This window comes from Halorubrum tibetense (assembly GCF_055396225.1).
This window is the reverse complement of sequence record NZ_AP043742.1, coordinates 2,955,315-2,974,955: the sequence shown is the minus strand read 5'-3', so window position 1 is coordinate 2,974,955 and position 19,641 is coordinate 2,955,315. Positions and strand designations below refer to the sequence as shown.

The 19,641-nt window shown below is 67.0% G+C and carries 22 protein-coding genes and 1 pseudogene; 10 read left to right on the top strand and 13 right to left on the bottom strand.

Going from position 1 to position 19,641, the window contains the following annotated elements:
- Nucleotides 1-6: 6 nt before the first annotated feature.
- The gene (locus tag ACZ5TV_RS14705; RefSeq protein WP_379780070.1) at nucleotides 7-972 is read right to left on the bottom strand and encodes an oxidoreductase; all 966 of its coding nucleotides are present in this window, start codon (nucleotides 970-972) and stop codon (nucleotides 7-9) included.
- 108 nt (nucleotides 973-1,080) lie between these two features.
- A complete protein-coding gene (locus ACZ5TV_RS14700) occupies nucleotides 1,081-1,467 on the bottom strand; it encodes a CopG family ribbon-helix-helix protein (protein ID WP_379780072.1) in 387 nt (128 codons plus the stop codon).
- A 125-nt stretch (nucleotides 1,468-1,592) separates the two neighbouring features.
- Between ACZ5TV_RS14700 and ACZ5TV_RS14695 the strand changes: the two genes are divergently transcribed.
- Nucleotides 1,593-2,420, top strand: coding sequence for a sulfite exporter TauE/SafE family protein (locus tag ACZ5TV_RS14695; RefSeq protein ID WP_379780074.1), 828 nt, complete (start codon nucleotides 1,593-1,595; stop codon nucleotides 2,418-2,420).
- Between the two features lie 637 nt (nucleotides 2,421-3,057).
- On the opposite strand, the gene ACZ5TV_RS14690 is transcribed toward ACZ5TV_RS14695, so the two are convergent.
- From ACZ5TV_RS14690 to ACZ5TV_RS14680, 3 genes are all read right to left on the bottom strand, one after another.
- The gene (locus tag ACZ5TV_RS14690; RefSeq protein WP_379780075.1) at nucleotides 3,058-3,393 is read right to left on the bottom strand and encodes a rhodanese-like domain-containing protein; all 336 of its coding nucleotides are present in this window, start codon (nucleotides 3,391-3,393) and stop codon (nucleotides 3,058-3,060) included.
- A 140-nt stretch (nucleotides 3,394-3,533) separates the two neighbouring features.
- The gene (locus tag ACZ5TV_RS14685; RefSeq protein WP_379780078.1) at nucleotides 3,534-4,034 is read right to left on the bottom strand and encodes a thiol-disulfide oxidoreductase DCC family protein; all 501 of its coding nucleotides are present in this window, start codon (nucleotides 4,032-4,034) and stop codon (nucleotides 3,534-3,536) included.
- A gap of 78 nt (nucleotides 4,035-4,112) precedes the next feature.
- The gene (locus tag ACZ5TV_RS14680) at nucleotides 4,113-4,541 is read right to left on the bottom strand and encodes a desampylase (RefSeq protein WP_379780084.1); all 429 of its coding nucleotides are present in this window, start codon (nucleotides 4,539-4,541) and stop codon (nucleotides 4,113-4,115) included.
- A gap of 170 nt (nucleotides 4,542-4,711) precedes the next feature.
- Here ACZ5TV_RS14680 and ACZ5TV_RS14675 point away from each other — a divergent pair, with 170 nt between their 5' ends.
- Entirely contained in the window at nucleotides 4,712-7,210 is a 2,499-nt protein-coding gene (locus ACZ5TV_RS14675) for a DNA topoisomerase VI subunit B (RefSeq protein ID WP_464383946.1), read from the top strand.
- Entirely contained in the window at nucleotides 7,211-8,296 is a 1,086-nt protein-coding gene (locus ACZ5TV_RS14670) for a DNA topoisomerase IV subunit A (protein ID WP_379780703.1), read from the top strand. It abuts the gene before it with no gap.
- Nucleotides 8,297-8,411: 115 nt separating this feature from the next.
- Here ACZ5TV_RS14670 and ACZ5TV_RS14665 read toward each other — a convergent pair.
- Nucleotides 8,412-8,645 (bottom strand): annotated as a pseudogene (locus ACZ5TV_RS14665) (CDGSH iron-sulfur domain-containing protein); the annotation flags it as partial.
- 92 nt (nucleotides 8,646-8,737) lie between these two features.
- On the opposite strand from ACZ5TV_RS14665, the gene msrB reads away from it, so the two are divergent.
- Nucleotides 8,738-9,148, top strand: coding sequence for a peptide-methionine (R)-S-oxide reductase MsrB (gene msrB / locus ACZ5TV_RS14660; RefSeq protein WP_379780701.1), 411 nt, complete (start codon nucleotides 8,738-8,740; stop codon nucleotides 9,146-9,148).
- Between the two features lie 39 nt (nucleotides 9,149-9,187).
- On the opposite strand, the gene ACZ5TV_RS14655 is transcribed toward msrB, so the two are convergent.
- The 5 genes from ACZ5TV_RS14655 to ACZ5TV_RS14635 form a co-directional block, all read right to left on the bottom strand.
- Nucleotides 9,188-9,892, bottom strand: a complete 705-nt coding sequence (locus ACZ5TV_RS14655) for a sensor histidine kinase (RefSeq protein WP_379780699.1) — start codon at nucleotides 9,890-9,892, stop codon at nucleotides 9,188-9,190.
- Nucleotides 9,893-9,946: 54 nt separating this feature from the next.
- Nucleotides 9,947-11,101 (bottom strand): acyl-CoA dehydrogenase family protein, encoded by a 1,155-nt coding sequence (locus tag ACZ5TV_RS14650; RefSeq protein ID WP_379780697.1) that lies wholly within the window; start codon nucleotides 11,099-11,101, stop codon nucleotides 9,947-9,949.
- A gap of 128 nt (nucleotides 11,102-11,229) precedes the next feature.
- Nucleotides 11,230-11,937: a GIDE domain-containing protein gene (locus ACZ5TV_RS14645; RefSeq protein WP_379780695.1), complete on the bottom strand. Its 708-nt coding sequence runs from the start codon at nucleotides 11,935-11,937 to the stop codon at nucleotides 11,230-11,232.
- A 163-nt stretch (nucleotides 11,938-12,100) separates the two neighbouring features.
- Nucleotides 12,101-13,243, bottom strand: a complete 1,143-nt coding sequence (locus ACZ5TV_RS14640) for a pyridoxal phosphate-dependent aminotransferase (RefSeq protein WP_464383945.1) — start codon at nucleotides 13,241-13,243, stop codon at nucleotides 12,101-12,103.
- Nucleotides 13,240-13,728, bottom strand: coding sequence for an Lrp/AsnC family transcriptional regulator (locus ACZ5TV_RS14635; RefSeq protein WP_379780690.1), 489 nt, complete (start codon nucleotides 13,726-13,728; stop codon nucleotides 13,240-13,242). Before ACZ5TV_RS14635 ends, ACZ5TV_RS14640 begins: the two co-directional genes overlap by 4 nt.
- Nucleotides 13,729-13,947: 219 nt before the next feature.
- Between ACZ5TV_RS14635 and ACZ5TV_RS14630 the strand changes: the two genes are divergently transcribed.
- From ACZ5TV_RS14630 to ACZ5TV_RS14605, 6 genes are all read left to right on the top strand, one after another.
- On the top strand, nucleotides 13,948-14,742 hold the full coding sequence (locus tag ACZ5TV_RS14630; protein ID WP_379780688.1) for an SDR family oxidoreductase: 795 nt from the start codon (nucleotides 13,948-13,950) through the stop codon (nucleotides 14,740-14,742).
- A 64-nt stretch (nucleotides 14,743-14,806) separates the two neighbouring features.
- Complete coding sequence (locus tag ACZ5TV_RS14625) at nucleotides 14,807-16,090, top strand: MFS transporter (RefSeq protein WP_464383944.1); 1,284 nt, start codon at nucleotides 14,807-14,809, stop codon at nucleotides 16,088-16,090.
- A 123-nt stretch (nucleotides 16,091-16,213) separates the two neighbouring features.
- Nucleotides 16,214-16,825, top strand: a complete 612-nt coding sequence (locus ACZ5TV_RS14620) for a hypothetical protein (protein ID WP_379780957.1) — start codon at nucleotides 16,214-16,216, stop codon at nucleotides 16,823-16,825.
- Nucleotides 16,822-17,604 carry an RNA methyltransferase gene (locus ACZ5TV_RS14615; protein ID WP_379780959.1) on the top strand — a complete coding sequence of 261 codons (783 nt, stop codon included), beginning with the start codon at nucleotides 16,822-16,824 and terminating at the stop codon, nucleotides 17,602-17,604. Before ACZ5TV_RS14620 ends, ACZ5TV_RS14615 begins: the two co-directional genes overlap by 4 nt.
- A 57-nt stretch (nucleotides 17,605-17,661) precedes the next feature.
- Nucleotides 17,662-18,336: an AzlC family ABC transporter permease gene (locus ACZ5TV_RS14610; protein WP_379780961.1), complete on the top strand. Its 675-nt coding sequence runs from the start codon at nucleotides 17,662-17,664 to the stop codon at nucleotides 18,334-18,336.
- Complete coding sequence (locus ACZ5TV_RS14605) at nucleotides 18,333-18,722, top strand: AzlD domain-containing protein (protein WP_379780963.1); 390 nt, start codon at nucleotides 18,333-18,335, stop codon at nucleotides 18,720-18,722. Before ACZ5TV_RS14610 ends, ACZ5TV_RS14605 begins: the two co-directional genes overlap by 4 nt.
- A gap of 133 nt (nucleotides 18,723-18,855) precedes the next feature.
- Here the strand turns inward: ACZ5TV_RS14605 and ACZ5TV_RS14600 are convergent, their stop codons facing one another.
- Together ACZ5TV_RS14600 and ACZ5TV_RS14595 are read right to left on the bottom strand one after the other, a co-directional pair.
- Entirely contained in the window at nucleotides 18,856-19,227 is a 372-nt protein-coding gene (locus ACZ5TV_RS14600) for a DUF8147 domain-containing protein (RefSeq protein WP_379780965.1), read from the bottom strand.
- 42 nt (nucleotides 19,228-19,269) lie between these two features.
- Nucleotides 19,270-19,602 (bottom strand): DUF8066 domain-containing protein, encoded by a 333-nt coding sequence (locus ACZ5TV_RS14595; RefSeq protein ID WP_379780967.1) that lies wholly within the window; start codon nucleotides 19,600-19,602, stop codon nucleotides 19,270-19,272.
- Nucleotides 19,603-19,641 lie beyond the last annotated feature (39 nt).

Here is a 19,641-nt window from a genome sequence, read left to right as displayed (position 1 = left end):
CCGAGTTCACCCCTCGAACGGGAACTCGACGCCCGTCGCCTCCTCGGAGTACTCCCAGAGTCGACGGGCGTCCACGCGGTCGTAGGAGGCGTCGTTCGAGCGTCCCACCACCGGGTGGCCGCGCATGTTCATGAGGCCGCCGGGTTCGACGTACGCGCCGCCGCTCACGTCCGCCGTCGCGGCGTACAACATCGGCTCCGCGCCGGTCGCGGCGTCCTGTCCCAACACGGCGTTGGCGACGCGCATCCCGGCTTTCAACAGTGGGTTCCCGCTTGCCTCGCCGGTCCTGATCTGGAGGTTCGTGTCGGTGTATCCGGGGTGACAGGCGACGCTCCGGATGGCGGGTGACCCGTCGTCCGGCGTGGCTGTCTCGACCCGTCGCTGGAGCTCGTAGGCGAACAGCAGGTTCGCGAGCTTGCTCCGGCCGTACGCCTTCCACTTGCCGTACGACTCCTCCCAGTTGAGGTCCGAGAAGTCCATCTCGCCCGTCTCGTGTGCGCCCGACGACTGGGTCACCACTCTCGCTTCGGCCTCGTCTCCGATCCCCTCCGAGGCGGTCAACAGGGGGAACAACCGCCCCGTGAGTGCGAAGTGACCGAGATGGTTCACCCCGAGCTGCGTCTCGAAGCCGTCCTCGGTCTCACGTCTGGGGATCGCCATCACGCCGGCGTTGTTACACAGGATATCGACCGCGTCGTAGTCGGCGACCATCCCGTCGGCGAACTCGCGGACGGACGCGAGCGAGGCCAGGTCGCACTCGCGAACGTCGAGCGCGAGCTCGCCCGGTGTCGTCTCGCGGAGCTCCGTGGCGGCGTCTTCCCCGCGCTCGACGCTCCGGCAGGCCATCACGACGGTCGCGCCCCGTCTGGCGAACTCGCGGGTCCCCTCGAAGCCGAGCCCGCTGTTCGCGCCGGTCACCACGACCGTCATCCCGTCCAGCCGCGGCATCTCCGCGGCAGTCCAATCGCTCATACCTGAACGGAGGGACGCACCGGGGAGAAACCTGTCGGCGATCCGGGCCGAACGGACCCTTCGGGACGCTCCGTGAGCCGATCGGCCGTACCCGCACTGCTGGCCGAGTCAGGAACGGAGAAAGAGGACCGTCACCCGTCCTACGGCGTCGAAGTCGCGAAGCCGATACACGAGCTCGCGGACCCGAGCCGCCTCGCCGCGACAGAACACCGTCTCCAGACACCAGTCCCCCTCGTGCGTGTGGCTCGTGGTCGTGATGACGTCCTGGAAGTCGTGTTGGACGCCGTGGAGCTCGCGGATCACGTCCTCGTGTCGATAATCGAACGCAAGCGTGGCGGTGACATCCCCCGACACCGCTTCCAGTTGGGTGTGTGACTCGATATACTCCTGCATCGCTTCTCGTACCGCCCGCGAGCGGGACTCGAACCCTTCCGCCTGCCACGTCCGATCGAACTCGTCGAGCACGTCGTCAGGAATGTTGAAGCTGGTACGCATCAGTCTACGGTAGTACTCGCAGGGAGACAGAATGGGTGCTGTGGTTTCCCACCGTATCGACGTATTACGATCCCCCTGGATCGGTGCTAACAGGGTCTTTATACCGGCTCGACGGAGGGTCCGGTATGGATCTCGGTCTCGTCGTCGGCGTGGTCGCGATCGGGCTTATTCACGGGGTGCTCCCGGACCACGGGTGGCCGATCGCCGCGACCTACGGATTGGGCCGTTCGCGGACGTTGCTGTACGGGGCCATCGCAGCGCTCGTTCTCGGCGTCGGACATCTCGTCAGCAGCGTCGCACTCGTGGTGGCGTACTTCTGGTTCAGCCGCTTCGCGGAGTTCGCCGAAGGTCCGTGGATGCGGTATCTCGCGGGGACCATGCTTATTCTGCTGGGGATCCACGAATATCGGAGCAGTGGGCACGGAACGGGGCACAACCACGCCCACGAGTCCGATCACGATCACAGTCACGCCCACGAGTCCGATCACGATCATACGCAGACTCACGCGCACGAGTCCGACCACGCGCACAACGCTGACCACGGCTCCGAGCGCGCGCACCGCTCCGAGCACGGCCATTCCGGTGAAGCCCCGCCACGTGGACCGTTAACCCGGATCCGAAACCGACTGTTCGGCGGTGGTCACCGCCATCTCCGTGAATCGGACGCCGATCGGGGGTTGCTGGCGCTCGGGTGGACGGCGCTCCTTCTGGGGTTCGCTCACGAGGAGCCGGTCCAGATCCTCGCGATCTGCGCCGGGACCGCCTTCTGTTTGGAGCTGATGCTCGTGTACTCCCTCGCGGTCATCGTCGCGATCCTCGTTCCGACGCTGCTGCTGATCGCGGGGTACGAACGTCACCGGGAGACGGTCGAACGGTACACGCCGTATCTGCCGTTGTTGACCGCTACGGTGCTCGTGGCGATGGGTCTCGCGTTCATCCTCGGCGTGTTCTGAGGAACGCCTTTTATACCCTCTCGTTGCTGGGAGATCTCTTGACTCCCGGATCGGACCGGCTCGCGACGGTCGACGGGTTCAGCTAAGAGGCCGGACCAGTGGCCGTGGCTCCGCCGTATCGGCTGACGACGGCGGATCGCACGGGTATGGGATACACCAGCCAAGAAGGGGATTGATAAGCGAACAGCTGAGAGCAGTAGGGGATTTATAAGGGATCGACGGCGGCGACAGTGAGGGCTCCACCGGATCGGCGATGAGACCTGCTCTCCCTCGTCCCGCACAGCGACTACCGGACGGCAGTCACGCGAGTTCACCGCGGGAGCGAACGGGACCGCACCTCACGCCTCCCCAGCCTCGTCGCGGTCGCCCGTCGCTTCGCTCCGGGACGACCGCAACTCCAGCGAGGGACCGGAAGTCCCTCTTGGCAGTCGGGGCTCGCCCGACGACCTCGCGGGCGCGCCACCACAGCATCCCTCACCTCCCGTATATCTCTCACACGTGACCGGTACCCCCGCCGAGAGCGGTTCGTATCCGACCCGTCGAGCGGTGTGATGAACACACGGTCGCTCGCGAACGGTTCGGCGAGCACTTATATACGGCCCGTCGGGCAATAGGGACGGCCACGCGATGATCCGCCTCAGGCGTCGGGTTCCGTCCCGGTTTCCAGTTCGAACTCCCACTCCTCGTAGCCGCCGGCCATGCTCGCGACGAGGACGTCGTCGTCGACGGCCTCGTAGCTGCTGATGAGCATCGCCGCCTGTTTGGATGACTGACCGATCGGACACGCACAGACCACGTCGGTGTCGTCCCACTCCATCCGGGGGACCTCGGACGGGAGCTCCCCCAGCGGGACGTTGATCGCGCCGGGAATGTGGCCCCGTTCGAACTGCGCCGGCGGCCGGGTGTCGATCACGCGGACGTCCCCGTCCGAAACGCGTTCGTTGACTTCCGCCGGCGTCACTTCCTCGACCACGTCAGCGACCCTCCGTTCGGACGCGCGTTCGAGCGTGCATACCCACCGATACCGACGTGTGGGACTAACCCTTTTCGCGATCGGTCGCGGCGCGGCATCTACGGGCGAGCCCGGCTCGATCGGATCCGCACCGGAGGCGATCAGGAGAGGAACCGGTCGCTGACGTCCTCGTCGGGGATCATGCACTGGTCCTTGCGGCCGAACCAGTCGTACCGGTTGCTCGCGACTACGTCGTACAGTCGGTCGCGGAGGAACTTCGGCACGATCCGACCGAGGGTTCCGGCTCGATACGGCCAACCCAGCAGCTCCGCGATCCGGATCGCCGCGCTCGATTTGGTGTAGGTCCGGCCCCCGTCGACGAGGACGAACGAGTCGAACCCCTCGGTCGGGAAACCGTGGTGTTCCAACAACGTCTGCCCGACCGGGGACTGCAGCGAGGCGAACCTGAGTCGCCCCGTCCGATCCCGCGGTATCAGGAAGGAGACGACGCCGTTACAGAGGTTACACACGCCGTCGAACAACACGATGGGGTGGTCCGTCGGGATCTCCTCGAGGGTGACGGGGTCGCCGTCCGCTGGCGGACCGTCGGCTCCCTCGTTCGGTTCGGGGTTCGCCTCGGGGTCCGTACGCTCGGGTGTCATCGGGTCCGGTCCCCCCTACGGCCTCGGGGGGCATTTACCCGGCGGTTACCGTCGGCCCCGACCTGACTCGGGCCGTGCCTACTCCTCGTCGCGCACCCCGACCGTCTCCTGTTCGAACCGACGATCCTCCCCAGTCCATCGCCAGGAGCCGACGAACGGGAACCCATCCAGCGCGCAGATCACGTAGGAGTAGCCGGGCCACGTCGCGCGCCCGATGTCGATGTCGCTTGGCGACGGCGGTCCCGCGGGGTGTGAGTGATAGAACCCAACCACGTCGAGTCCGTTTCCCTCGGCCGCTTCGATGGCTTCCAGCTGGGCCTCCGGGTCGATCCGGTACCGGGTTTTCGGCCGCTCGGCGACGTTCTCGGTTTCGTACGTCCGGGTGACCACGCTCGGATCCCCGTCAGTGCCACGGTGTCCGACCAACACTCCACAGACCTCCGCTGGATCCCCCTCGCGGGCATGCGCCACGACGGCGTCGTACGTCGCCCGGGTGAACTCGATCACGGTCGACGGAACGCGTCCCACTGATAAGTGTCTCCCGCCCGCCGTGGGATCCACCGAGTCGCTGATGTGACGGCGGAATCTCTGGCAACACAGCGGTCGGAATCCGCTGCTCCACTTTCGCTACGCTGCCGGTTCGTTTTTATCCCCGTCGCTGGAAGGTAGCCTACCGAATGACGTCCTTCCAGTCGAGCCTCGGCGAGGACGAGGGGATCGCGGAGGAGCTGGCCGAGAGCCAGCGCGAGATCTCCATCGCCGAGTTCTTCGAGAAGAACAAACACATGCTCGGGTTCGACTCGGGTGCCCGAGGGCTCGTCACCGCCGTCAAGGAGGCGGTCGACAACGCTCTCGACGCGACCGAGGAGGCGGGGATTCTCCCCGACATCTACGTCGAGATCACGGAGGTCGGCGACTACTACCGTCTCGTGATCGAGGACAACGGACCCGGTATCACGAAAGAACAGCTCCCGAAGGTGTTCGGGAAGCTGCTGTACGGCTCGCGGTTCCACAAACGCGAGCAGAACCGCGGGCAGCAGGGGATCGGGATCTCCGCGGCGGTCCTCTACTCCCAGCTCACCTCCGGCCAGCCGGCGAAGATCACGTCCCGGCCGAAGGGGCAGTCCGACGCGCAGTACTTCGAGCTGATCATCGATACGGACACGAACGAGCCGGAGATCAGCGTCGACGAGACCACCTCTTGGGACCGCCCACACGGCACCCGGATCGAACTGGAGATGGAGGCGAACATGCGCGCCCGCCAACAGCTCCACGATTACATCAAACACACCGCCGTCGTCAACCCCCACGCCCGGATCGAGCTGCGCGAACCGGGACTCGACGAGCCGTGGAAGTTCGAGCGTGCGACGGATGAGCTGCCCGCCGAGACCTCCGAGATCCGGCCGCACCCGCACGGCGTCGAGCTCGGCGCATTGATCAAGATGCTGGAGGCGACGGAGTCGTACTCCCTTTCGGGGTTCCTCCAAGAGGAGTTCACGCGGGTCGGCAAGAAAACCGCCGACAGCGTCATCGACGCGTTCCGTGACCGGTACTACGGCCGGGAGCTCGCCTGGTCGCCACCTTCCGCGCGGTCGACACTCGCGGACAGCGCGGCGGCCGCTGACGACGTCGAGACCGCCATCGAGGCGGCGGTCGCCAACAAGGGCGCGGCGGCGACCGCCGCGTTCGCCGAGGGCGTCGCGGAGACGGTGGGGAACCACGACCACCTGACGCGCTCCGAGCTGGTTCGGATCGTCGGCAACGTCGCCGACGGCGTCGAGGACGACACCGGCCGCACGTTCGGATCGACGGTCCGCGAGAACGCGGTCGACGCCGCGTGGGGTGCGATACTCGGCGTCGACGGCGCGACTGACACCGACCGTGAGGGCCGGGACGGGGACTCGGACGGCGAAGACGGCGTAGAAGAGTCCGACTCGGTGTTCGTCACCGACCTGTACGCCCTCGTCGACGAGGCGACCTCCACGCGCAAGGACGACGAGACGGTTCGGGCGATGGCCGAGGCGCTCGCGCGTCGAGTCGCGGACCTCGACGGTACCGCCTGCCGGATCACTCGCGACGACCTCGAGCGGCTCGTCGCCGATGCCGCCGCGTTCGTGGCCGAGCAACACGACGCTACGTTCGGCGAGACGGCTCGGGAGAACGTCGTCGAGGCGGTGTGGGCGCGCGCCCGGACCGTCCCCGACGACCCGCCGAAAGTGCGGGTGGTCGCCGGGGACCGCGACGCCGCGGCCGACCTCCTCGAGGCGATGCGGCACACGGACATCCTCGCGCCGCCGACCGACTGTCTCGCCCCGATCACGGCCGAGCTCGTGGAGGCCGGGCTCCGGAAGGAGTACGACGCCGACTTCTATGCGGCGGCGACGCGGGACGCCGAGGTCCACGGCGGCGACCCGTTCATCGTCGAGGCCGGGATCGCCTACGGCGGCGAGATCCCGGCGGAGGGGAGCGTCGAGCTCCTCCGGTTCGCGAACCGCGTCCCGCTGGTGTACCAGCGCGGCGCGTGCGCGACGACCGACGTGATCCGGGGTATCGGCTGGCGGAACTACGGGCTCGACCAGCCCGGCGGGTCGGGGATGCCGAACGGCCCGGCGGTGATCTCGATCCACGTCGCCTCCACGAACGTCCCGTTCACGAGCGAGTCGAAGGACGCCATCGCGAACGTCCCGGCGATAGAGGACGAGATCGAGCTCGCTGTTCGGGAGGCGGCCCGCGAGCTCAAATCGTACCTCAACAAGCGCCGCTCGATGCAGCAGCGCCGCGAGAAACAGGACGTCCTCGGCCGGATCCTCCCGGAGATGGCCGACAAGGTGTCGGAGGTCACGGAGCGGCCACGACCCGACATCGACGCCGCGTTGGCGCGGATCATGAACAACGTGAGCGTCGAGCGCGAGGTGGACGGAGAGACGGTGACGCTCGTCGTCGAGAACCACTCGGACGTCGCCGAAACCGTTGAGATCACGGATATCCTGACGGTCGAACCGACCGACCTCTCGGAGGGGACGGTCGTCGACATGGACGGCGAGTGGTTCGTCCAGTGGAACCCGGAAATCCCGTCGGGCGACGAACGGGAACTGACGTACTGCGCGGCCGACGACGCGGAGTTCGAGATCAGCGTCGGCGGCGTCGAAACGGAGAAACTCACGGTGAACGCCTAAATGACGACCGACAGCGACGCACGAGACGAGCTCATCGAGTTGGCCGCCGACTTCTACGACCAGTTTGCGGCGGGATCGATCCCGGAGATGCAGCTGCCAACCCGGACGAAAAGCAACATCGAATACGACGAGGAGAGCGGGGTCTGGACGTACGGCGACCGGACCTCGACCCGGAGCGCGAACTCCGTGCGCGGGGCTCGAAAACTGTTGAAAGCCGCGTACACGATCGAGTTCCTCGCGAACCAGCTCGACGACGACCGGTCGTCGACGCTGCGGGAGCTGTACTACCTCTCCGAGTCGTGGAACAACGACGAGGCGCAGTTCAACAGCCAGGACGAGTCGAACGACCTCGTCGAGGACTTGGAGGTCGTGACGGGCGTCACCCGCGAGGACTTCCACATGCGCCCGGAGGAGTCGGGGGCGACCCTGATGGGCCCGCTGGAGATCCGCGAGCAGACCCGCCGCGGCGAACGCGAGATCCACTGTCAAGAGGACGTCGGGGAGGGTGGCTACCAGATCCCGAACAACCCGGACATGATCGAGTTCCTCGATCACGACATCGACTTCGCGCTCGCCGTCGAGACCGGCGGGATGCGCGACCGGCTCGTGGAGAACGGGTTCGACGAGGCGTACGACTGCCTCGTTATCCACCTCAAGGGTCAGCCCGCCCGAGCGACCCGTCGGATCACGAAACGGATCCACGACGAGCTCGACGTCCCGATCGTCGTGTTCGCCGACGGCGACCCGTGGTCCTACCGGATCTACGGCTCCGTCGCGTACGGTTCGATCAAGTCCGCACACCTCTCGAAGTACCTCGCCACGCCGCAAGCGAAGTACGTCGGGATCCAGCCGGAGGACATCGTCGAGTACGACCTCCCCTCGGACCCGCTTTCCGACTCCGACATCAACGCCCTGGAGTCCGAGCTTGAGGACCCACGGTTCCAGACCGACTACTGGGAAGAGCAGATCGAACTGCAGCTCGATATCGGAAAGAAGTCCGAACAGCAGTCGCTCGCGAGCCGCGGGCTGGATTTCGTCACCGACACGTACCTCCCGGAGCGGCTCGACGCGATGGGCGTGATCTGATCGCCCAGCTCGCTCGACCGGCCAGCTCGCTCAACCGGACCGATCACTCAGTCTTCCCGGCGGACCGCTTCGTCGAATCGGTCGAATCGGTCGAATCAGTCGTGCCGGCCGATCCCTCCTCGGCGTAGACGATGTCGGCGATCACGCGACGGTCGCCGTCCGCGTCGTCGTCGGCGTATTCGTAGACGGCGCCGTCCGACTCGTCCGCGGTCGCGTTGTGCGACCCGTCACAGAGCGGCTTCGAATCCGAGAGCCCACACTCACAGACGTAGATCCTTCCGTCGTCGCCCATGTCGGACTCGTCGAGCACCGCCGGGCCGCGCTCCTCGTGTGTCACGGTTCGCGCCATGTGTATTCGATCCGACCCCGACGGCATACCGTTTGGGGACGGCCGACGGCCGCCGCCGCAACCCCCTTGCCCGTGCGGTGCCTATCGGGCGTATGAGCGAGTCGAGCGACCCTGACCCGGCGGCGTTGACCGACGAGGAGTGGCGGGAACGCCTCACGGACGAGGAGTACCGGATCCTCCGCGAGAGCGGCACCGAAGCCCGGTTCTCGGGCGAGTACGTCGACCACCTCCCCGATGACGGCGAGTACCGCTGTGCCGGCTGTGGGACCGTGTTGTTCGACGCCGAAACGAAGTACGAGTCCGGCTGCGGCTGGCCGGCGTTTTACGCCGCCGAGGAGGAGTCGGTGACGACGACGCTCGACACCAGCCACGGGATGCGCCGTACCGAAGTCCGATGTGCGAGCTGTGACTCCCATCTCGGCCACGTGTTCGACGACGGGCCGGAGCCGACCGGCAAGCGGTTCTGTATCAACTCGGTGGCGATGGAGTTCGACGAGCAGTGAACCGTCGGCTGCCCGCTGCGAGCCGAAAACGAGGGGTCCCTATCCCTCCGCGAGCGGGAGCCTGACCGCGAACACTGCCCCCTCGGGCTCGTTACCCTGAACCCACACGTCGCCGCCGTACGTCTCGACGAGCGATCGGACGAGGTACAGCCCGATCCCGGCGCCCGGGCTGTCGAGCCCTTTCTCACCTTTTCCGAATATCTCGTCGCGGTGCTCCGCCGGAACGCCGGGTCCGTTGTCGGCGATCCGCACCTCGGCGACGTCGGCTTCCTCGTCGACCGCCGCCGAGACGTCGACTTTCGGCGGCGTCTTGTCGTTGTGTTGGACCGCGTTCCGCAGGAGGTTCCGAAACACCGAGCCCAGCATGTCGTCGGCGACCACCGTCGCTTCGGGGAAGGCACCCTCGACGGTGAACACCGCCTCGGCGTACGCCGAGCGCACCTCCTCGACTTGCTGTGAGAGTACCCGATCGAGGGCGATACCGCTCTGTTGGGCGTCCTCACGAAGCATCACCTCTGCCAGGTCGCGAACCGTCGTCGTGAGCGCGACGGCGCTCTCCGTGCTCTCTCTGATCACTTCGAGATACGCCTCGCCGTCCTCGTCGACGTGATCCTCCAACAACGACGCGTACGCGCCGACGAGCTGGAGGTCGTTGCGGATGTCGTGGCGCATTACCTGGTTCAACAGCTCGAGGTCGTCGCGCTGCTGCTTGAGTCGACGTTCGGGGTCCATCTCGTCCGCCATATTCCGCGTTCGCTGTCACAACGTATGGAGATAGCGATTCCCGACGCGGACCGCTCAGAACCCCTCGTCGAGCAGTTCGCGGGCGATGATGTTCTTCTGGATCTCCGAGGTACCCTCGTAGATCTGGGTGATCTTCGCATCGCGGTAGAACCGCTCGACGTCGTGGTCGTTGACGAACCCTGCCCCACCGTGGACTTGAACGGCCTCGTTCGCGACATCGACGGCGACGCGCGAGGCGAACTCCTTGGCCATCGACGCCAGCGCCGTCAGGCTCTCCGACTCGTTGTCCACGGCCCACGCGGACCGATAGGTGAGCCACCGCGCGGCCTCGGTGTCGGTGTGCATCTCCGCGAGCTTGTGTTTGATCGCCTGGAAATCCGAGATCGACCGGCCGAACTGCTCGCGCTCCTCGGCGTACTCGAGCGCGCGTTCGGCCGCCCCCCGAGCGATCCCGACGCCCTGGGCGGCGACCGCCGTCCGGGTCTCGTCGAAGAACTCCATCAGCTGGAGAAAGCCCATTCCGCGCTGGCCGATCAGGTTCTCCTCGGGGACCCGTACGTCGTCGAAGACGAGCTCTGCGGTGTCGCTCGCGCGGATACCGAGTTTCCCCGTGATCTTCTCGCGAGTGAGCCCGTCGCGGTCGGCCTCGACCAAGATCTGTGAGAAACCGGTGTAGCGGTCGTCGATCTCCGGATCGGTCTCACAGACGACGACGAAGTAGTCCGCGACGGTGCCGTTGGTGATCCACATCTTCGAGCCGTTGATCACCCACTCGTCCCCGTCCTTTTCGGCACTGGTCGCCACCGACGTCACGTCCGACCCCGCCTGTGGCTCCGAGATCGCCGACGCCATGATCGCGTCGCCGGCGGTGACTTCGGGCAGTATCTCCGCTTTCTGTTCTTCGGTACCGAACCCCATGAGCGCCTCCGCGCCGAACCCGGCACTGGAGACACAGAGCCCGATCCCGGGGTCCGCCGCGAACAGCTCCTCGGTCAGGATCGCGTTCTCCAACGCGGAGTAGCCGACACCGCCGTACTCCACTGGGACGTGCGGCGCGAGCAACCCCATCCCGGCGGCTTTCTCCATGACCTCGTGTGGGTACGACTCGTCGACGTCGTGTTCGGTCGCGACCGGTCGGATCTCCTCGTCGGCGAACCGCCTGACCTCCTCGCGAAGGTGACGCTGCTCGTCGGATAGCTGGAACTCCATGTACCCACGTCGTTCCGTATCTATCATAGTCGTTCGTAAATGATCGGGAATTCGACGCGCGTTTATATACTAGGTGGTCGCCTCGGGGTCCGAATCGGTCGCGTCCACCGATCGGTGATACTTGCCGCCTACGCTACCGTGTCTAAAAGCATGAACCCGGCCATGCCAGCGATGAGCGTACCAAAGACGATACTCGCGGCGGATCGGCCGAACATTCGAACGACCGTTTCGAGCTCGCTTCCGTCCGTGACCCGGAACGTCGGAGCTGCATCGCCGTCGCCGATGTACTCGGTCGCGTCGTCAAGCTCGGGGCGCGTCTCCGTGACCGACCGCTTTTGGCCGATCACGTGTACCTCGTCGCCGGGGTCGATCCGGTTCTCCGAGTACTTGATGTCCCCGCTCCGGTTGCTGTACTCACCGTCCATTCCGAGCGTCGCCGCCTCCGGATCGACCGCGATCGAACCCGTGTCGTCGACGACGTTGAACGGGACCGAACCGCTCGGCGAGGAGATGGTGTTCCAGTTCGTCTCCCACTCGCCGTCATCGTTCTTTTCCCGCTCCTTGCGCTGCTTCTTCGCCGAGTACGCGAGACACGTTCGGCCGGAGTACGGCGCGCTCGCGGTTTCGACGAGCGTTTCGGCGGTGCCCTCGATCTCGATAGTGCCGTCCGTGAGGTGAGACTCCTCGATGGGGATCGGATCGCTCCGCCATACCGATATCCCCTGCCGAAACCCGTTTAGTCCCCAAACGATCAGGTATCCACCGATCGCTATACCCCCGAGTGTGAGCGCTCCTATCCCGATTCCGACCGCAAGAACCGCCGTCCCTCCGAACATGTCGTATCACTACCTCCACCGTATAATATCAATTATTTAAAATTACTGTTTGGTAACACACGACACGGACTGAACGAAAGCGGACTGACAGACCCCGGCGTACCCGAAGCGACTGGGTTTCGGCAACCGGATCGGAACCGCGCAGCTGGGCGGTCGGAGCCGCTCAGCGACGGTCGGCGACGAAGTCGGCGATCCGAGAGGTCGCCTCCTTCAGCTCGCGCATGGAGGTCGCATACGACACGCGGAGATGTCCTTTACCCCCCTCGCCGAACACCGACCCGGGAACGACGGCCACGCCCTCGGCTTCCAACAGCGCCTCGGCGAACGCCTCGTCGTCGCCGCCGCAGTTCGGGAACGCGTAGAAGGCACCGCCCGGCTCGAACGTGTCGAGCCCCATCTCGTTGAACCGCGAAACCACGAGGCGGCGGCGTCGGTTGTACTCCCCGACCATCTCACTGACCTCGTCGTCACAGCTCCGGAGCGCCTCCAACGCGGCGTGTTGGGCCGTCGTGGGCGCGGAGAGCATCGTGTACTGGTGGATCCGGTTCATCGCGTCGATGGCGTCGGCGGGGCCGAGCGCGTAGCCGAGCCGGAGTCCCGTCATCGCGTACGCCTTCGAGAACCCGTTGACGACGACCGTCCGCTCGCGCATGCCCGGTTGGGTCGCGATCGACGCGTGGTCGCCGGTGTAGGTGAGCGCCGCGTAGATCTCGTCGGCGACGACACGGAGGTCGTTCTCCCGACAGAACGCGGCGACCTCGGCCAGCTGCGAGTCGCTCATCACCGCGCCCGTCGGATTGTTCGGGTAGCAAAGGACGAGGAGGTCCGCGGACGCCGCGCCGGCGGCCTCCAGTCGCTCGCGAGTGAGCGCGAAGTCGTCGGCGGCGCGTGTCGGTACTGACAGCGGCTCGCCGCCGGCCAGTTCGACGCCGGGCGCGTAGGAGATGTACGTCGGCTCGTGAATCGCGACGGTGTCGCCGGGGTCGACGAGCGCGCGAAACGCGAGGTCAACGGCCTCGCTCGCGCCAGTCGTGACGAGCACCTCCTCGGACGGGCCGTACGACTGGTCGTACCGCTCGTGGTGGGCGGCGACCGCCTCGCGGAGCTCGGCAGTCCCGCGGTTGGCGGTGTAAGAGGTCTTTCCCCGGTCGAGTGCGTCGATCGCGGCGGTGCGAGCGGCCCACGGCGCGGAGAAATCGGGCTCGCCGACCCCCAGCGAGATGACGTCGTCGCGGGCCTCTGCCAGCTCGAAGAACTTCCGGATCCCGGACTCGGGGAGCTCCCGAGCGCGACCGGCGGTCCTCATGGGGAGACGGAGAGTCGGTCGTCGTCGTCCCCATCGGCGAAACGGACCCCACCGTCCTTGTACGTCTCCATGATGTAGTGGGTGACCGTCTGGGTGACCTCCGGCATCGGCGCGACCTGCTCGGAGATGAATCGGGAGACGTCCTGCATCGTCCCGCCGAGTACCTCGACCGCGAAGTCGTAGTCGCCGGAGACGAGGTGTAACGCGTCGACTGCAGGGAACTTCGCGATCCGGTCCGCGACCTCCTCGTACCCGGTCTCGCGGTCGAGCTCGACGTTGATCTCGACGACTGCGCGGATCTTGCCCTCGTCGACGCGGTCCCAGTCGACCACGGCCTGGTAGCCGTGTACGACGTGGTTCGCTTCGAGCGCTGCGATGGCGTCCGCTACCGCGTCGGCATCGAGGCCCGTCTGGGCCGCGATGTCGTCGATGTCCTCGCGGGCGTTCCGCGCCAACACGTCGAGTACCTCGCGCTCGGCGTCCATACCGTGACCACTCGCGGCGAGGGTTTCAATATGGCGACGCGCGCAAGCGTTCCGACCGCCGAGGGTTCCGTGTGGGTCCGAACTGACACCGTGGGAACCGCCTCCGAGAGGACCCAAAAGCGGTCTCGTGACTCCAACTGACCGGACTCGGTGGCTCGGCGGCCCATCATCGCGGTTTCGACACCCGTATTTATCTCCCCCGTCACCGACGGTCCATCCATGCCGACACGTGACGAGACTGCCGGACCGGAGTCCGAAGCCGGATCGACCCGACCCGCGACGCCACGGCTGTCCGGGGAGACGGCGCTCTTGACCGGCGCGAGCGCGGGGATCGGTGCGGCGACGGCTCGCGCGCTGGCCGCCGAGAGTGCGGATCTCGTTCTGGTCGCTCGGCGTCGCGAAGCGTTAGACCGCCTCGCCGACGACCTCAAAACGAGCTACGAGGTCGGAGTCGAAGTGATCGACGGCGACGTCCGCGAGCGGGCGACGTCGACGGCGGCGATCGAGGCGGCTATCGACCGGTTCGGCGGCCTCGATGTCGTGGTCGCTAACGCGGGGATCGGGCGCGGAAGCGACGTGGCGACGATGACCGACGAGGAGTACTTCGCGATGCAGGAGACGAACGTCGACGGAACGTTTTTCCTCACCCGTGAGGCGATTCCACACCTCCGAACGAGCGACGGCACGCTGGTCGTCGTCGGCAGTTTCGCCGGGAAATACCCCCGATCGTCGAACCCCGTGTACGCCGCGACGAAGTGGTGGGTTCGCGGGTTCGCGCACAGCGTCGCCGCACAGGTCGGCGACGATGGCGTTGCCGTCTCCGTAATAAACCCTTCAGAGGTCAGAACCGAGTTCGGTAGCGAGGGCGGCGAGGCGTTCGCGGAGCGATTCGAACCGGGCAGCGTGACGGAACCCGAAGAGGTCGCCGAAGCGATCGTGTTCGCGGCGACGCGCCCTCGGACGGCGGCCCAAGAGATCGACCTGTATCGTCGTGACAAGTTCGACGTGTTGTGACCTCCCTCACCGAGAGGACGTTTCGAACCGAAATCCCTTTTAAACCAGTGGGTCGCCTACGTGTGTGAGCAACGCCGACAGCCGATCCCAGTTCTGGGCGCTCTATCTCACCCGGTTCGCCGAAGGGTTCGGTTTCATCACACTCATCACGCTGCTGGGGCCGTACATAAACACTCTCGACCCGCAGGCGACGACGGTGCTCGGCGTCACCGTCTCCGCCGGGTTCATCATCGGGATGTACACGACGGGGTTCACGCTGGCACAGACCGCGGCGGTGGTCCCGCTCGCATGGGCCGGCGACCGCTTCGACAAGCGGACCGTCCTCCTCGTCGTCCTGGGCGTCGGCGCGGGCGTGTACGCGCTGTTCCCGCTCGTCGACTCCTCGGCGTCGTTCATCGCGATCCGCGCGCTCCAAGGGGTGGTCGTCACCGGGGCGGGGCTGATGACGCTCTCGCTCGTCGGACAGATCGCCGACGTCGGGACCCGAGCAGACAAGATCGGCAAGGCGAACGCGGCGTCCTTCGCCGCCTCGATCGTGGGGTCGCTCTCGGCTGGAGCCGTGTACGACGCGTTCGGGTTCGGTCCGATCTTCACCGTCATCTCGCTTCTGATGATTCTCGCGTGGATCGTCACGTGGGCCGTCCTCGACGACGACGACACCCGCGTCGAGGGGTTCCCGTTCTCGGATCTCGCGGTCAACCGGAAGATCCTCACGATCTCCACGTTCCGCGTTCAGTACGCCTTCGCCGTGACGATGGTCCGGACGTGGATCCCGATCTACGCCGGGACGTCGATGGCGTCCGGCGGGCTGGGTGTCGCCGGGATCGCCATCGCGATCACGGTCACCGCGGAGAAGGCGACGAACATGGTCGGGCAGCTGTTCACCGGCCGGCTCTCGGACGGATACGGCCGCTCGCTGTTCGTCTTCGCCGGCGGCGGTGCCTACGGGGTGATCGCGGTCCTGATCCCGCTCGCGCCCGCCGCCGGAGTCGCGCTCGGGGCCGACGTGACGCTCCCGATCCTCGGAGACTTGCCGCCGGCGTACCTGCCGCTGGTCGCGCTTTCGGGGCTGCTCGGTGTCGCCGACTCGTTCCGTGAGCCCGCCAGCATGGCGCTGTTCGCCGACGAAGGGACCGACGAGGGCGGCGTGGCCTCCAGCTTCGGCATCCGCGAGCTGGTGTGGCGACCGGGGTCGGTCGCGGGCCCACTCATCGCCGGCTGGCTGATGGTCGAAGTGAGCATGGCCGCCGTGTTCTACGTCGGCGGCGCGTTCGCGATCACCGGGGTGCTCGCGTTCCTCGCGATCCTAGCCCGGGATCACGGCCGGGCCGCGTTGACGACGTGGTGAGCGTCCGAAGCGGCCGATAGGTGGTGAGGGTTCGGGAGCGTCGGTAGCGTCCGGAACGGTGGATAAACCGTCCGCGGAGCCGCGAAGGACGCGCTTTTATCCGCGCCGGCTCTATCCGCCATCATGGCGAAAGTGAGCGTCGGCCTCCGCGGATGGCGGTTCGACGAGGACGAGATCATCACCGAGAACGGCGAGTTGAAGCCGCTGGAGGAGATCCCCGAGGAGCCCCGGGAACGCCTCGTGCGGCTCGTCGCGCTCGTCGAGGAGCCGTGTGACGCCTGCTACCTCGAACACGGGGAAGACGAGATCCACCGCTGTAACCAGGCGGAGATCGTGTACGGCGAACCGCGGGGGGAGGTCCTCTTGTGTCCGGCACACGAACCCGACTTCGTCTACTGGTTCCGTGAGGCCGGCGGGAGCGAGCACGCGGGAACGATCGAGTTCGGCGACCGGTTTCACGAGTGGGTCGCCGCCGGCAACGAGGCCCCCGACGGGTACGCCGCTATCGAGCACATCGACGAAGACCCGGACGCGCTCCCCGATCTCCCCGACCAACAGGAGATCCAGCGCCGGGTCGAGGAGGGGTTCGAGGGCGACCGGATCGACATCCGGGAGCTCGCCGGTGAGGGGTCGGCGGACGAGCGCGTGAACGACCCGGACGACGAACCCGTCAGCGAGACCGACCTCCAGGACGCGGGCGTCGACCTCTCCACGGAGTACCCCTCCGACCGATGACACGCGACACTCGCCCGAAGCCGGTCGTCGTCGTGGTCGAGCCGGAGACGCCCGGCAACGTCGGCACGATCGCCCGGGCGATGAAGAACTTCGGGCTGTCGGACCTGAAGCTCGTCGACCCGCCGGAGCTCTCCGAGGACGGCGAGGCGTACGGGTTCGCGGGTCACGCCCGCGAGGACGTCCTCCCGAACGCGGAGGAGGTGACGTTCGACGAGGTCGTCGAGAACTACCACACCGTCGGCACCACGGCGATCACCGGCGAGGACGACCGCAGACACGAGCGGTGGCCGTTCAAGACACCCGTCGAGTTGCGAGAGTCGCTGCGGACCGTCGACGCCCCCACCGCCATCGTCTTCGGTCGTGAAGGGCGCGGCCTCAACAACGACGAGCTCAGCCGGCTCGACGAGGTGTGTTCGATCCCCGCGGCCGATGACTACCCCGTGTTGAACCTCGGACAGGCGGCGACGGTGCTCCTGTACGAGCTCCGCGACCTGACCGTCGAGGAGACGCAGCTACCGGACGCGTCGGTTACGCGCGCGCCGGAGGAGGACATCGAGCGGCTCCACGACCGCTTCGGCGAGTTCCTCGACGCGACCGGGCAGCGGTCGCACCGACAGGAGAAGAACGCGCTGTTGGTGCGCCGTCTGCTGGGACGGGCTCACCCCACCGAACGGGAGATCCACTCGCTTCTGGGCACCGTCCGGAAGGCGACGACCAAGCTGGAACACGCCGACTACCTCGCGGCGAAGTACGACGAACACCCCTACCCGCGCGAATGACCGTGACCGACCGGCGGGCTCTCGCCGATCCGGAAGCCGGTCGGGGAGGACCGGGACGTGAATGAGGACCTGCGGGCGGGGATCCGGGACGTCTCGCCGCTGCTGCTCGGGATCGTTCCGTTCGCACTGGTCGCCGGGATCGCCGCGGTCGAAGCGGGGCTTACCCTCACCCAGGCGGTCGGCCTCTCCGTGATCGTGTTCGCGGGGGCCTCCCAGCTCGCCGCGCTCGACCTGCTCGGGTCGAACGCGCCGCTCGCGGTCGTGATCGGGACCGCCGTGGTGATCAACCTGCGAATGGTGATGTACTCGGCGTCGATCGCGCCGCACTTCGCTCGATACGGCCGCCGAGTTCGCGCGGCGCTGGCGTACGTCCTCACCGACCAGGCGTACGCGCTGTCCGTGGCGGAGTTCGCAGAGCACGACGACCGGAGCCGCTGGAAGTACTACCTCGGGGCTGCTGGGTCGCTATGGCTCGTCTGGCAGGTCGGAACCGTCGTCGGCGTCGTGCTCGGTGCCGGCGTCCCCGAGGAGTGGGGGCTGACGTTTGCCGTCCCGCTCGTCTTCTTGGCGCTTCTCGTCCCCGCGATGAAGGACCGGCCGACGACCGTCGCCGGGGCGGCCGGTGGGGCGGTCGCGGTCGTCGCCGCGGGGCTACCGCTCAATCTCGGCCTGCTAGCCGGCGCGCTCTCGGGGATCGTTGCGGGGCTCGTCGCCGAGGAGGTGATCGCATGACAGCCGCCGTCGATCCGACGGCGCTCGTGGCGCTCGCGGGAGACCCCGGCTCGCCCGGTGCCGCCCGGATCTGGGTCGCGATCCTCGTCATCGGGGTCGCGACCTACGGCTTCCGGCTCTCCTTTATCCACCTGTTCGGCCGTATCGACGAGGTCCCGCCGCGGGTGACGCGGGTGCTTCGGTACGTGCCGCCGGCCGTCCTCGCGGCGCTCGTCGTCCCCGACCTGCTCACCGTTCGGCCGGGAGTCGTCGCGACCCTCGCCGACGAGCGACTGATCGCGGGTATCGCGGCCGGGATCGTCGCGTGGCGCACCGAGAACGTGTTCGCGACGATCGCCGTGGGGATGGTGACGCTGTGGCTGTTCCGGTTCGTCGTGTTCGCGTGAGCGACGGGTCGGTTCCGTGGACGGTGGAGCTGAAACCAGGTGGGCCATCGGCACGGGTAGAGGGAGAGAGGGACATCGGCACGGGTAGAGAGAGGGCCATCGGCACGGGCGAGAGTGGCGAGGACAGGGGTGCTCATCCGTCGAACCGCTCGGGGAACCGCCAGACCGCGAGGAAGACGACGACCCCGATAACACCCGCGATCCCCAACAGGCCCTGTAGATCGAAGAGCCCACGAGCCGCCGGAACCGCGTACTGGACGAGCAGCCCCCCGAGAACGGTGTATCCGATCGCGGCCCCGCCGAGGAGGGCGGGCCTCGAATCGGGGTCGTCCGGGAACCGGAGCCACGTCAGGACGGCGACGACCCCGCCGGCGACCGCGCCGACCGGGAGCGCGACGATCGCGGAGAACGCGATCCGGGCGGCGAGGACGGACGTCAGGGCCGCGGTGACGACGAGGAACGTCGTCAGGCCGGTTCCGATCGCCGCGAGGTGCCGACTGTTCATAGGGGTCAGATCCCCGTCTACCTACTTATAGTACGGTCCGGGCTACTCCTCCCGCTCCGTGAGTCGACTCGTCGTCCGAGACGCACCCATCTCCCCGCGGCCGTCGGGCGAGCTCGCCCGGTCCGCTTCGTCGGCCTCGGCTTCGCGCTCGCGGACGGCCGCGTATCGCTGGGCAGCATCCGCAAACGAGTCGGCGACGGCGAGGGTGCGGTACGTGAGGTAGGCCCCGCCCAGCGCGACGAGCGACCAGAAGCCGACCAGTATTTGCCCGACGATCACGAGCGAGTAGACGAACGTGAGGAGGCTGATCCCGAGGAGGCCGATTCCGAGCGGGGTTCGGGCCGCCTCGCCGGGGGAGAGCGGATCGTGGACCATACTGGTGGCTTCCGGCGCGGATAAATAAAAAGAACGGCT

What these genes read in the sequence shown, in the direction of transcription:
- ACZ5TV_RS14685 (WP_379780078.1), bottom strand. Translation starts at nt 4,034, where the DNA reads ATGACACCCGAGCGTACGGACCCCGAGGCGAACCCCGAACCGAACGAG.
- ACZ5TV_RS14600 (WP_379780965.1), bottom strand. Translation starts at nt 19,227, where the DNA reads ATGAACAGTCGGCACCTCGCGGCGATCGGAACCGGCCTGACGACGTTC.
- ACZ5TV_RS14700 (WP_379780072.1), bottom strand. Translation starts at nt 1,467, where the DNA reads ATGCGTACCAGCTTCAACATTCCTGACGACGTGCTCGACGAGTTCGAT.
- ACZ5TV_RS14615 (WP_379780959.1), top strand. Translation starts at nt 16,822, where the DNA reads ATGACACGCGACACTCGCCCGAAGCCGGTCGTCGTCGTGGTCGAGCCG.
- ACZ5TV_RS14645 (WP_379780695.1), bottom strand. Translation starts at nt 11,937, where the DNA reads ATGTTCGGAGGGACGGCGGTTCTTGCGGTCGGAATCGGGATAGGAGCG.
- ACZ5TV_RS14675 (WP_464383946.1), top strand. Translation starts at nt 4,712, where the DNA reads ATGACGTCCTTCCAGTCGAGCCTCGGCGAGGACGAGGGGATCGCGGAG.
- ACZ5TV_RS14640 (WP_464383945.1), bottom strand. Translation starts at nt 13,243, where the DNA reads ATGAGGACCGCCGGTCGCGCTCGGGAGCTCCCCGAGTCCGGGATCCGG.
- ACZ5TV_RS14670 (WP_379780703.1), top strand. Translation starts at nt 7,211, where the DNA reads ATGACGACCGACAGCGACGCACGAGACGAGCTCATCGAGTTGGCCGCC.
- ACZ5TV_RS14695 (WP_379780074.1), top strand. Translation starts at nt 1,593, where the DNA reads ATGGATCTCGGTCTCGTCGTCGGCGTGGTCGCGATCGGGCTTATTCAC.
- ACZ5TV_RS14605 (WP_379780963.1), top strand. Translation starts at nt 18,333, where the DNA reads ATGACAGCCGCCGTCGATCCGACGGCGCTCGTGGCGCTCGCGGGAGAC.
- ACZ5TV_RS14630 (WP_379780688.1), top strand. Translation starts at nt 13,948, where the DNA reads ATGCCGACACGTGACGAGACTGCCGGACCGGAGTCCGAAGCCGGATCG.
- ACZ5TV_RS14620 (WP_379780957.1), top strand. Translation starts at nt 16,214, where the DNA reads ATGGCGAAAGTGAGCGTCGGCCTCCGCGGATGGCGGTTCGACGAGGAC.
- ACZ5TV_RS14655 (WP_379780699.1), bottom strand. Translation starts at nt 9,892, where the DNA reads ATGGCGGACGAGATGGACCCCGAACGTCGACTCAAGCAGCAGCGCGAC.
- ACZ5TV_RS14635 (WP_379780690.1), bottom strand. Translation starts at nt 13,728, where the DNA reads ATGGACGCCGAGCGCGAGGTACTCGACGTGTTGGCGCGGAACGCCCGC.
- ACZ5TV_RS14705 (WP_379780070.1), bottom strand. Translation starts at nt 972, where the DNA reads ATGAGCGATTGGACTGCCGCGGAGATGCCGCGGCTGGACGGGATGACG.
- ACZ5TV_RS14650 (WP_379780697.1), bottom strand. Translation starts at nt 11,101, where the DNA reads ATGGAGTTCCAGCTATCCGACGAGCAGCGTCACCTTCGCGAGGAGGTC.
- ACZ5TV_RS14595 (WP_379780967.1), bottom strand. Translation starts at nt 19,602, where the DNA reads ATGGTCCACGATCCGCTCTCCCCCGGCGAGGCGGCCCGAACCCCGCTC.
- msrB (WP_379780701.1), top strand. Translation starts at nt 8,738, where the DNA reads ATGAGCGAGTCGAGCGACCCTGACCCGGCGGCGTTGACCGACGAGGAG.